This window comes from Pseudomonas sp. S1(2024) (genome assembly GCF_046557535.1).
The window spans coordinates 1-11,477 of the sequence record NZ_JBKGFP010000106.1; the positions used below are offsets into that span (position 1 = coordinate 1).

At 64.4% G+C, this 11,477-nt stretch carries 9 protein-coding genes; 3 read left to right on the top strand and 6 right to left on the bottom strand.

Annotated features, from left to right (window positions below; translation table 11 throughout):
* Window positions 1-88 precede the first annotated feature (88 nt).
* Together argE and ACLCGK_RS28500 are read right to left on the bottom strand one after the other, a co-directional pair.
* A complete protein-coding gene (gene argE / locus ACLCGK_RS28495) occupies window positions 89-1,249 on the bottom strand; it encodes an acetylornithine deacetylase (RefSeq protein WP_410953407.1) in 1,161 nt (386 codons plus the stop codon).
* A complete protein-coding gene (locus ACLCGK_RS28500) occupies window positions 1,242-1,919 on the bottom strand; it encodes a DUF1028 domain-containing protein (protein ID WP_013972966.1) in 678 nt (225 codons plus the stop codon). The genes argE and ACLCGK_RS28500 overlap by 8 nt, the downstream gene beginning before the upstream one ends.
* Before the next feature lie 371 nt (window positions 1,920-2,290).
* On the opposite strand from ACLCGK_RS28500, the gene ACLCGK_RS28505 reads away from it, so the two are divergent.
* Window positions 2,291-3,610: a flavin-containing monooxygenase gene (locus tag ACLCGK_RS28505; protein ID WP_015270678.1), complete on the top strand. Its 1,320-nt coding sequence runs from the start codon at window positions 2,291-2,293 to the stop codon at window positions 3,608-3,610.
* Window positions 3,610-4,026, top strand: coding sequence for a RidA family protein (locus ACLCGK_RS28510; protein WP_085599032.1), 417 nt, complete (start codon window positions 3,610-3,612; stop codon window positions 4,024-4,026). Before ACLCGK_RS28505 ends, ACLCGK_RS28510 begins: the two co-directional genes overlap by 1 nt.
* 304 nt (window positions 4,027-4,330) lie before the next feature.
* On the opposite strand, the gene ACLCGK_RS28515 is transcribed toward ACLCGK_RS28510, so the two are convergent.
* The 4 genes from ACLCGK_RS28515 to pgm all read right to left on the bottom strand — a co-directional run bounded on the left by ACLCGK_RS28515 (window position 4,331) and on the right by pgm (window position 9,972).
* Window positions 4,331-6,736 carry a TonB-dependent siderophore receptor gene (locus tag ACLCGK_RS28515; protein WP_410953408.1) on the bottom strand — a complete coding sequence of 802 codons (2,406 nt, stop codon included), beginning with the start codon at window positions 6,734-6,736 and terminating at the stop codon, window positions 4,331-4,333.
* Between the two features lie 66 nt (window positions 6,737-6,802).
* Window positions 6,803-7,747, bottom strand: coding sequence for a FecR domain-containing protein (locus ACLCGK_RS28520; protein ID WP_410953409.1), 945 nt, complete (start codon window positions 7,745-7,747; stop codon window positions 6,803-6,805).
* Window positions 7,747-8,256, bottom strand: coding sequence for a sigma-70 family RNA polymerase sigma factor (locus tag ACLCGK_RS28525; RefSeq protein ID WP_085591511.1), 510 nt, complete (start codon window positions 8,254-8,256; stop codon window positions 7,747-7,749). Before ACLCGK_RS28525 ends, ACLCGK_RS28520 begins: the two co-directional genes overlap by 1 nt.
* Before the next feature lie 78 nt (window positions 8,257-8,334).
* Window positions 8,335-9,972, bottom strand: a complete 1,638-nt coding sequence (gene pgm, locus ACLCGK_RS28530; protein ID WP_410953410.1) for a phosphoglucomutase (alpha-D-glucose-1,6-bisphosphate-dependent) — start codon at window positions 9,970-9,972, stop codon at window positions 8,335-8,337.
* 401 nt (window positions 9,973-10,373) lie between these two features.
* On the opposite strand from pgm, the gene ACLCGK_RS28535 reads away from it, so the two are divergent.
* A complete protein-coding gene (locus ACLCGK_RS28535) occupies window positions 10,374-11,324 on the top strand; it encodes an IS110 family transposase (protein ID WP_075047071.1) in 951 nt (316 codons plus the stop codon).
* Window positions 11,325-11,477: the final 153 nt, after the last annotated feature.

Below are 11,477 nucleotides of genomic sequence, written 5' to 3' on the forward strand. Positions count from 1 at the left end.
ACACCCCCTCCCACATGGTGTTCCACGGGGTGTCATGGGGGGTGCCGTACCGGGGGGAGCGGGCGTGCCCGCGAAGAGGCCAGCGCAATCAACCCTGCCTGAGGTAATCCACCAACCTCAGCAACATGGCATCACACCCCCGCAACTGCTCGACACTGACGAACTCATCCGGCTTGTGCCCCTGGTCCATGCTCCCAGGCCCGCACACCACAGTCGGGATGCCCGCCTGGTCGAACAGCCCACCTTCGGTACCAAACGCCACGGTACCGAACTCATCCGAACCACTGAGCAACGCCACCTGGCGAGCCGCCTCGCTATCCGCTGGCGTGGCCAGCCCCGGATATGCACTCAACGGCTGCAGGCGAATGGCGCTGGCGGCATTGACCTTGCGCATGCGCGGCAGCAGTTCGGCCTCGGCATAGGTTTGCAGCTGGTCGGCCACTGCCTGCGCCTCGAACCCCGGCAAAGCCCGTACTTCGAAATCGAATTCGCATTCCGCCGGCACGATGTTCAGCGCCCTGCCCCCTTTGATCACACCGGTCTGCACAGTGGAGAACGGTGGGTCGAAGCGCTCGTCGTGGTGCTCCGGCAACGCCAGGGCATCACCGATATCACCCAGCTTGCCGATCAGCTTCGCCGCATACTCGATGGCATTCACCCCATACGGCGCGTACGCCGAGTGGCAGGCCGCACCATGCACCTGGCAACGCATCGCCAGCTTGCCCTTGTGCCCCAGCACCGGCTTGAGTTCGGTGGGTTCGCCAATCAGGCACAGCCGTGGCTTGTGCGGGCGCTGCTCCAGCGCGGCCAGCATCGAGCGCACCCCCAGGCAGCCGACTTCCTCGTCGTAGGAGAACGCCAGGTGCACCGGCATGCGCAACGGCTGTGCGAGAAACGCCGGTACAGCCGCCAGCACCGAAGCGATGAAGCCCTTCATGTCGGCCGTACCGCGACCATACAGCCGCCCGCCGCGCTCACTCAGGGCAAACGGCTCGACTGTCCAGGCCTGGCCGTCCACCGGCACCACATCGGTATGCCCGGACAACACCACGCCGCCAACATCCCGGGGGCCGATGGTGGCGAACAGGTTGGCCTTGGTACCTTCCGGGTTATGGAACAGTTCGCTTTCCACCCCCAACTCGGCCAGGTAGTCGCGGATGAAGCTGATCAGTTCGAGGTTGGAATCCCGGCTGACCGTGGCAAAGCCGATCAGCCTGGCCAGCAGCGCGCGACTGGCAAATTCACTCATCGCCCGGCACCCCGTAGCTTGGCGCGGCAGTCGGGTTGAGGGCGCGGGTGACGTAGTCCTGCATCTGCGGCCGATATGCCTGCCACAGGCCATCGAGCACACCGATCGGGTCTGCTTCGGCCCAGTCCACACGCAGGTCCACCAGTGGCCAGGTCAGTTCGCCGGCAATCTTCAACGCCGCCGAGTGCACAGGCCCCGCCTCGCCACCTGCGGCCATCGCCGCGTGCATGGCCGCCAGCAGGCGGTCGGCCAGATGCCCGCCGGCTTGTTCAAAGGCCTGCACCATCGCCTCGATCACCTGGGTCGAGGCCAACAGGTTGCCTGCCGCCGCACATTGCTCACCGGCCACGGCGTGGTGGGTGCCCAGGGCTTCCTTGCCAGTGAACAGCGCGACCTGGCCATGGCTGTCGATCACCGTGAGCTGGCGATACTCGCTCCAGCCATTGGCGCTCAGCACCCGGTCCAGCGCAGCGGCAGGCGGCAACTGGCCCTGTTCCAGGGCATCGAGAATCTGCGGGCCCAGCGCCGGCAAGGTGATGTTCTGGGTGGCGACCGCGCCCACACCGGCACGTACCCACGGGCAGCGGGCGCCCACGGCGATGCTCGAAGAGCTGATGGCGATACCGACCTGGCCGGTTTCCTGGCAACGACCGATGATGGAAAAAGTCATGTCATGGTTCCTGTTGTGCTGTGCGATACACGGCATTCTGGGTTGAACCTTTCGGCCGGCGAAACGACCTTTTTCCGAGGGGTTAGGCAGGAAAAAACTTTGCTCTGGCTGAGATCGAGCGCCGCCCGCGCGGCGCTTCGCAGCACAAGGCTGCTCCTACATCTGTTTCGGGCCAATTATTCCTGTCGGCACAGCGCGCGGTCCCTTGGCGTCCAACTCGCAAGCCACAGAATCCAGGGCCTTCGCCGTTTTATCGGCAAGCCCCAGCTAAATACTATTTTCGCCATTTCCACGGCATCCCTAGTCTGGCCCCAGGCAACGGCGGTCCTCCAAACCGACCTGACAAAAACCGCCTGAACAAGGGCTCGGACATGACACTGAACAACCTCGAAATCGACACCCTCGTCGTCGGCGCCGGCCAGGCCGGCGTGGCCATGAGCGAACACCTGAGCAAGCTTGGCGTGCCGCACCTGGTGCTGGAGCGCAAGCGTATCGCCGAGGCCTGGCGCACCGGCCGCTGGGACTCGCTGGTGGCCAACGGCCCGGTCTGGCACGACCGCTTCCCGGGGCTGGAATTCAACCTCGACGCCGACGCCTTCGCCGGCAAGGACCAGGTGGCCGACTATTTCGAGCAGTACGTACGCAAGTACAACCTGCCCGTACGCACCGGCATCGAAGTGAAGAAAGTGCTGCGCAACAGCGACCGCCCCGGTTTTACCATCGAAACCAATGAAGGCGTGATTCGCGCCAACCGCGTGGTCGCCGCCACCGGCCCGTTCCAGAAGCCGGTGATCCCGGCCATCGCGCCGAAAGACAGCAACCTGCACCAGATCCACTCCGCTGCCTATTACAACCCCGAGCAGTTGCCAGAAGGCGCTGTGCTGGTGGTCGGCGCCGGCTCCTCCGGCGTACAGATCGCCGAAGAACTGATGCGTGCCGGGCGCCAGGTGTACCTCTCGGTCGGCGCCCACGATCGCCCGCCACGCGCTTACCGCAACCGCGACTTCTGCTGGTGGCTGGGCGTGCTGGGTGAGTGGGATGCGGAAATCGCCAAGCCTGGCCGCGAGCACGTGACCATTGCCGTCAGTGGCGCCCGTGGCGGCCACACCGTGGACTTCCGCGCCCTCGCCCACCAGGGCATGACCCTGGTCGGCCTGACCCAGTCGTTCGAGAACGGCGTGGCGCGCTTCCAGGACAACCTGGTCGAGAACATCAACCGCGGCGACGAAAACTACCTGGCCCTGCTGGATGCCGCCGATGCCTACATCGAACGCAACGGCCTGGACCTGCCGGAAGAGCCCGAAGCCCGCAAACGCCTGGCCGACCCGGAGTGCATGCGCAACCCGCTGCAGCAACTGGACCTGGCCAAGGCCGGCGTCACCAGCATCATCTGGGCCACCGGTTACGGTGTCGACTTCAGCTGGCTGCAGGTAGACACCTTCGACGCCAACGGCAAGCCCCAGCACCAACGCGGCGTGGCCCGCGAGCCGGGTGTGTACTTCCTTGGCCTGCCGTGGCTGTCGCGCCGTGGCTCGTCGTTCATCTGGGGCGTGTGGCACGACGCCAAGCACGTCGCCGGCCACATCGCCACGCAACGCACCTATGCCGCCTACCGCGACCGCGAACAACGCGCAGCGGATGAGCAGCAGCAACCCAAGATCAGCAACGTCAGCACCCTCGGAGCCCACTGATGCCTACTCATACCCGCATCCGCATGTTCAACACCAAGGCCACCTACCCCAACCAGACCCTGGACAACGACCTGTGCCAGGCGGTGCGCGCCGGCAACACCATCTACGTGCGCGGCCAGGTCGGCACCGACTTCGAAGGCAACCTGGTGGGCCTGGGTGACCCTCGGGCGCAGGCCGAGCAGGCAATGAAGAACGTCAAGCAACTGCTCGAAGAAGCCGGCTCGGACCTGTCGCACATCGTCAAGACCACCACCTACATCACCGACCCGCGCTTCCGCGAGCCGGTGTACAAGGAGGTAGGCAAGTGGCTCAAGGGCGTGTTCCCGATTTCCACCGGGCTGGTGGTGGCCGGGTTGGCCCAGGCCGAGTGGCTGATGGAGATCGATGTGATCGCCGTGGTGCCTGACCAAGCCTAGCGGGATCACCGGGAGCGGGCTAGCCCTGATATTTGTCAGTCAGTGTTCCTGGGGCTGCTGCGCAGCCCATCGCCGGCAAGCCGGGCTCCCACAGGGAACGCGCAAGAACCAACGCTTGCGGAACCCCCGTGGGGGACCGAGCTGCCCATCGCCGGCAAGCCGGGCTCCCACAGGTACGGCGCAGACCTCAATGCTTGCGAAATCCCTGTGGGAGCCCGGCTTGCCGGCGATGGGCCGCAAGGCGGCCCCCCGATTGCTTGATCTGACAGGCATCAGGGCATCAAGCCCACACATACCAAACCTGCTAGAAACCCACTGTCGCCGACAGCAGGTAGGTACGCGGCGTAGACAGCGTCAGCCCCGGCTCGCTGTCATCCGAAGCTCCGGCCGAGCTCCAGTAGCGGTCGTCCAGCACATTCTCGACACTGGCACGCAAGGTCACCTGAGTGGCATCCACCTTGAACGCATAACGCGCACCCACGTCGTAACGCTCCCAACCGCCGATCTGCTTGCTGTTGTTCTGGTCCAGGTACTGCGAGCTCGAGTGGATGCCCCGCGCCGTCAGGGTCAGGCCATTCACCCCAGGCACATCCCATTCTGCGCCGAGGTTGACGTTGTACTCGGGCGTGGCCGGCGCGCGGTTGCCATCGTAGGCGCCACCGATGGTGTCGGTCAGTTCGCTGTCGATATACATCACCCCGCCCAGCACGCGCACGCCTTGCACGGGCTCGCCGAACACGCTCAGTTCGATACCGCGGTTGTCGCGCTTGCCATTGGGGCCGAACACCCGCGATGTGGGGTTGGTTTCATAGGCGGGCTGGCGGATGCGGAAGGCACTGGCGGTAAAGGCGACCTGGCCCAGGTCGTACTTGGCCCCCACCTCGACCTGGCGGCTGGTGAACGGCGGGAAGATCTGGTCTTCGTTGACCGATGTCGACGGCGCAATCTTGCCCTGGCTCAGGCCCTCCATGTAGTTGGCATACAACGACAGCTGGTCGGTAACCTTGAGCAGCACGCCGCCCGAGGGCGACACCTTCTCTTCATCGTAGGCGGTATCCCCCTTGATGCCGTCGCTCCAGTCATCCACCTGCACCCGCTGCCAGCGCGCGCCCAGGGTCAGCAGCAGGCGGTCGTCGAAGAAGCCCAGAGTGTCGGCCAGGGCCACGCCGGAAAAGCGGTTTTCCGTGTACACCTCGGGGTCGATGCGGGTTGGCGTGCCCGGTGTCGGCGTGGCCACCGGGTGGTAGAGGTTGCTGGGCGCCGAGGCATAGCGGGCGCCGCCGTTGGTGAAGTCCATGTAGAAATAGGTGGCAGCCAGGTTCAGCTCGTGGCTGACCGGCCCGGTATGGAACCAGTTGCGCACGCCGGCCATGGCGGTACGCACGCTTTCATCCCGGGTGAAGTCGCGCGGCTGCACGGTGAAGTCGCCAGCATCGTTGCTGATGGACACGTTGTGGCGCAGGAAGTCATGGTTGCTCTTGCGCGCGCCGACCGCGCCATAGGCCAGCAGCGACTCGCTGATATCGTACTCGGCATGCAGCGCACCGAAGGTATCGTTGGTGCGCGCCTTGCTCCAGGCCTGGGCGTAGTTGTGGCGTACGTCGTTGGCATCCGGCACCTTGGCATTGGCACCGACCAGCACCCGCTCCTGCGGTGCATCGGTATCGCGCTCGGTATGGCCAAGGTCCGCCGAAAGCCGCAGGCGCTCGCCGCGAAAGTCCAGGCCCAACACCGCCATTTCACGTTCGACTCGCTGGTGCTCCCATTCGGTATCGCCCGCCTGTTTCACGCCATTGAAGCGCACGCCGAACTGCTGGCCTTCGCCAAAGCGCCGGCCAACGTCCACCGCACCGCCTGCCTGGCCGGCCGAGGCATAGCTGCCGGTAAACTCGGTGAGCGGCTGGTCGCCGGCCCGCTTGGGCTGCACATTGATGCCGCCGCCGACACTGCCTCGCGGCGAAATGCCGTTGATGAGCTGGCTGGGGCCTTTGATGATGTCGACCCGGTCGGCCATTTCCATGTCGATCGAGTAGGTCGGCAGGATGCCGTACAGGCCGTTGTAGGCCACATCACTGTTGAACAGGCTGAAGCCGCGAATGGTGAACTGCTCGAAGCGCCCACCCGCCGGGTTGGTGGCGCGTACCGATGGGTCGCTGGCGATCAGCTCGCCCAAGGTTCGCGCCTGCTGGTTCTTCACCAGTTCGCTGGTGTAGCTAGTGATGCTGAACGGGGTTTCCATGAAGTCGCGCGTGCCGAGCAGGCCCTGTGAACCCTCACGGGCCACCTGGCCACCGGCATAGGGTTGTGTTTCGTTGCCTGCGGCCAGGCCACCGACGATGCTGGTCGGGGCGATTTCAAGCGCACCACCCGCCTGGGGTGCCGGCATCAATGTGAAAGCGCCCTCGCCCACCGGCAGCAACTGCAGACCGCTGCCGCGCAGCAGCTGGGTGAAGCCTTCGTCGACGCTGTAGCTGCCGGAAAGGCCATTGCTCTGCCGGCCGTTGACCAGCGCTGGGTCCAGCGACAGGCTGACCCCGGCCTGGTCGGCAAACTGGGTAAGTGCCGCACCCAGGCTGGCGGCTGGCACCTGATAGCTGCGCCGGGCAGGTTCATCGGCCCAGGCCGGTGCACACAACAACAGGCTCATGGCGAACAACGGATGTGCCGCACGCGCCAGTGGGCGCAGGCGGCTGGACATGACAACAGGCATTGAACAAGGCTCCCCTTTATTTGCTCCTACCGGTAATGACCGGTGAGCGAAAAAAAGGGGACAGCCTCATGCGCGATTTTCCCGCGCGGCCAGGCTCACCCAGTAACGCGTGCGCGTGTGCACCTGCAACGGCAGGCTGGCGGCGAGCAAGGCCAGCACCCGGTCGGTGTCGTCGAGGCGGAACGTACCGGTCACGCGCAGGGCCTCCAGTTCGGGCGCCCAGCGCAGCACGCCGGGGCGGTACCTGCGCAGCTCGTGCAGCAGCTCGCCCAAGGGGCGATCCTCCAGCCGCAGTACCCCTTCGCGCCAGCCCAGCAGCCATGCGTCCAGGCCGGTGACAGGGCCAACCCCGGCCACTTGCAGGCTGGCCTGCTGCCCGGCCTGCAGCAGCAGCGCCGGGCCTTGCCGCGGCTGCAGGTTGGCCGTGCCCTTGAGCACCGATACCCGGCAAGCCTGATCGACCAAGCGCAAGCACACCTCGCCAGCATCCAGCGCGACCTGGCCATAGGGCACCTGCAACGTCAGGCTCAGGTTGCCGGGCAACCTGACTGCCACTTCGCCACGCAGCAATGTCAGGCGACGCGCGCCCAGGTCGATATCCACCGCACTGTCGGTGTTCAACTGCACGAATGTGCCATCGCTCAGCAGCACCTGCCGGCGCTCCCCGACTGCGGTGCGCATGTCGGCGACCCAAGCCTCCAGCGGCAGTTCGCGGCTTGCCAGCCAGGCCGCCGGCAACAATGCAGCCACGCCCAGGGCCTGCTTGAGCAGCGCCCGGCGGCCGCTATCCGGGCGGTCCAGGGTGGCCATGGCCAATGCGCCGGGTAGCGCGGAAAAGCGCTGGCGCAACAGCAGTGCCTTTTGCCAGGCGTGTTCGTGCAAGGTGCTGCTGGTGCGCCACTGTTCCAGGCGCTGCAGGTCACCCTCGCTGGCAGCGCCAGAGTCCACCAGTGCCAGCCAGCGCGCGGCGGCCTGCAGTGCCTCGCGGGTTTCGGGGGAATGGCTGGTCATTACAGTTCGGCCAGCAGGCAATGCTCGTAGGCCTGCGCCATGTAGCGTTTGACCGAACGCTCGCAAACGCCCAGGCGCTTGCCGATCTCGGCATAGCCCAGGCCCTCCAGCTGGCTCCAGAGAAAGGCCTTGCGTACCGGCGCCTTGAGGCCGTCGAGCAACTCGTCGAGGGCTTGCAGGGTTTCCAGCAGCAGCCAACGCTGCTCTGGCGAGGGCACATGCTGCTCGGGCAACTGCGCCAGTGCATCGAGGTAGGCTTGTTCCAGGCTGCGCCGCTGGTGGAAGTTGCTCAGCAGGCGCTTGCCCACGGTCAGCAGGTAGGCACGCGGTTCGCGAATGTCTGCCAGCGGCTGGGCGCTGGCCAGGATACGCAGGAAGGTATCCTGGCTGAGGTCGGCGGCATCCCAGGCATTGCCCATGCGCCGCCGCAGCCAGGTTTCCAGCCAGCCGCGGTGTTCCCGGTACAGGGCAGGCAGGCTATGCTCCGGTGGCGGCGCGGCGTCGATCATGGGGAAGGCCCTGCGGTGGCGTAAATAAGATTAATTCTAATTTACAGCACACCACAGAACCAAGCGGTTTGTTACCAGTCAGGCAATCGCCGCATCCACCAGCACTTGCGCTTCCTGCACCAGGCGCTGCAGGTGCGCCTCGTCGATGAAGCTTTCGGCGTAGATCTTGTAGATATCCTCGGTGCCCGAAGGGCGCGCGGCGAACCAGCCATTGGCGGTCATCACCTTCAGCCCACCGATCGCCTGGCCGTTGCCCGGTGCATGGCTGAGGATCTGCACGATCGGCTCACCCGCCAGCTCGGTCGACTTCACCTGCTCCGGCGCCAGCTTGCTCAGCAAAGCCTTCTGCCGGGCATCGGCCTTGGCTTCGACACGGGTGGCGAACGGCTTGCCCAGCGCCTCGGTCAGGTCGGCGTAGGCCTGGCTCGGGTTGCGCCCGGTGCGGGCGGTCATCTCGGCAGCCAGCAAGGCCGGGATCAACCCGTCCTTGTCGGTGGCCCAGACCGAGCCATCGCGGCGCAGGAACGAAGCCCCCGCACTTTCCTCGCCACCAAAGCCCAGCGTGCCGTCGAACAGGCCCTGGGCGAAGAACTTGAAGCCCACCGGCACTTCGTACAGTTCACGGCCCAGGCGCTGGGTGACGCGATCGATCAGGCCACTGGACACCACGGTCTTGCCGACGGCGGCATCGCTGCGCCATTGCGGGCGGTGGCGGAACAGGTAGTCGATGGCCACGGCCAGGTAGTTGTTCGGCTGCAGCAGGCCATCGGGGGTGACGATGCCATGGCGATCGTGGTCCGGGTCGCAGGCGAAAGCCACGTCGAAGCGTTCGCGCAGGCCGATCAGGCCCTGCATGGCATAGGGCGAAGACGGGTCCATGCGGATCTGGCCGTCCCAGTCGACAGTCATGAAGCGGAAGGTCGGGTCGACCTCGGTGTTCACCACTTCCAGGTCGAGCTGGTAATGCTCGGCGATCGCCGACCAGTAGCGCACCCCTGCCCCGCCCAGCGGATCGACGCCCAGGCGCAGCTTGGCAGCGCGGATGACGTCGAAGTCGATGACGTTTTCCAGGTCGGCCACGTAGTTGCTCACATAGTCGTGACGCTGGGTGGTGGATGCCTGCAGCGCCTGGGCATGGTCCATGCGCTTGACGCCCGCCAGGTCAGCAGCCAGCAGTTCGTTGGCCTTGGCCTCGATCCACTTGGTCACGTCGCTGTCGGCCGGGCCGCCATTGGGCGGGTTGTACTTGAAGCCACCGCTTTGCGGCGGGTTGTGCGACGGGGTGATGACGATGCCGTCGGCCAGGCCCTGCTCGCGGCCACGGTTATGGCAGAGGATGGCATGGGAAACCGCTGGTGTTGGCGTGTATTCGTCGTCCTTGGACAACATTACCTGCACGCCATTGGCAGCCAGCACTTCCAGGGCGCTGGCGGTAGCCGGTGCCGACAGTGCGTGGGTGTCAGCGCCGATGAACAGCGGGCCATCGATGCCCTTCTCCTGGCGATACAGGCAGATGGCCTGGGTAATGGCCAGGACGTGGTACTCGTTGAAGCTCAATTCAAGCGAAGTGCCACGGTGCCCAGAGGTGCCGAAGGCCACCCGCTGGGCCGCCACGGCAGCGTCGGGGCGGCCGGTGTAGTAGGCGGTGAGCAGTCGGGGAATATCGACCAGCACGCTGGCCGGAGCCGGCTTGCCTGCCAAAGGACTGAGCGTCATGCAGTAACCTCGAGTTCAACGGATGTTGGTGTTGGAGCGTGCAGTGTACTGAGAGTTGCAATGCCGTGCGATGGGCGGCAGCAAAGAATCAGTGGGCATACCGCATACCCTGTGGGAGCGGCTTTAGCCGCGAAGAACCCAACGCGGTGCATGGCACCGGCTGCGCCGGTGTTCGCGGCTAAAGCCGCTTGTGTCTTGATGGGGGATTAGAATTTGGAGTGAGAGCGGTGAATGGCAAGCTGAATGCCGTAGGTGCCTTGAGCACGTGTGGGAGCAAAAGCTGCCATTCACCGTTCCACTTTGGCGAGAGCCCGAACAGTTGGATGCGGCTCTGATCTCGAATCACAAGCGTGGGCCAAGCCAAAGTCCTCTCACTGTTTTGAGTTTAGGAGGTTTTGGTGATGGCTTCCTTCTTGGGTATCGATGTTTCCAGTCTCTCCCTTGATGCTGCGGTGCGGCCACAGGGCATCAAAATGCATTTAAGCAATGATCCAACAGGGTTTGAGGCGCTACTGGAGAGCCTTCGCAAGCTCAGTATCAAACGCGTCCTGTTAGAGGCGACGGGTGGCTACGAGCGAGATGTCATGCGTTTTCTACAGGACGCTGGCTACAAGGTCATACGCGTCAATCCCAGGCGAGCCAGGTCATTCGCTGACTCTTTAGGCATCAAGGCCAAGACTGACGCCATCGACGCCGAGGTTCTGGCGCACTATGCCGAAGTCATTCCAGATCAACCCTCTCTACGAGTCAGCCCCGAACGAGCGCTTCTGCGAGAGTTGCTTCAGCAACGTGATCGGATGGTTCAACAGCGAGATGACGACCTGCGGCGCCTGAAGCAGGTGCAATCGACTGCAGTTGCTAACTACCTGAATGCCAACCTGAAACACTTCAAGGCGCAGATCAAACGGGTTGAGTGTGAGATCGAACAGCAAATCGCGATGCTGAACGACGAACGGGTTGCCCAGCTGATCAAAGTGAAAGGCATTGGGATGGTGACGGCGGGCAAACTAATAGCGCTGCTGCCGGAGCTAGGTCGGGTTGAATCCAGAGAAATTGCCTCCCTGGTTGGGGTGGCGCCCTTCAACCACGACAGCGGGAAATTCATGGGCAAGCGCTCTATCTCTGGCGGGCGATTTGCGGTCAGGCGATCGCTGTACATGGCATGCCTTGTGGCGATGAAATACAACCCAGCACTCAAGGCTCGTTATCAGTCACTGCGGGAGCGCGGAAAACTTCCCAAAGTCGCTATCGTGGCCTGCATGAGAACGTTCATCGTGCGGTTAAATGCCATGCTCAGAACGGGTACATCATGGCTCGATCTAGTGCTACCGCAGCCTGAAAGTACAACGTAAATCCAGAACGCAGCGTGAGCCGCGTGGAAGCGGGCTTGCCCGCGAAGCCAACACCGTGGTGGATGGCACGGGCTTCGCCCGTGTTCGCGGGCAAGCCCGCTCCCACAGGGATCGCGCCAGCTTTTTGAAATTGAGCAAGACAGTTGCTCCCAC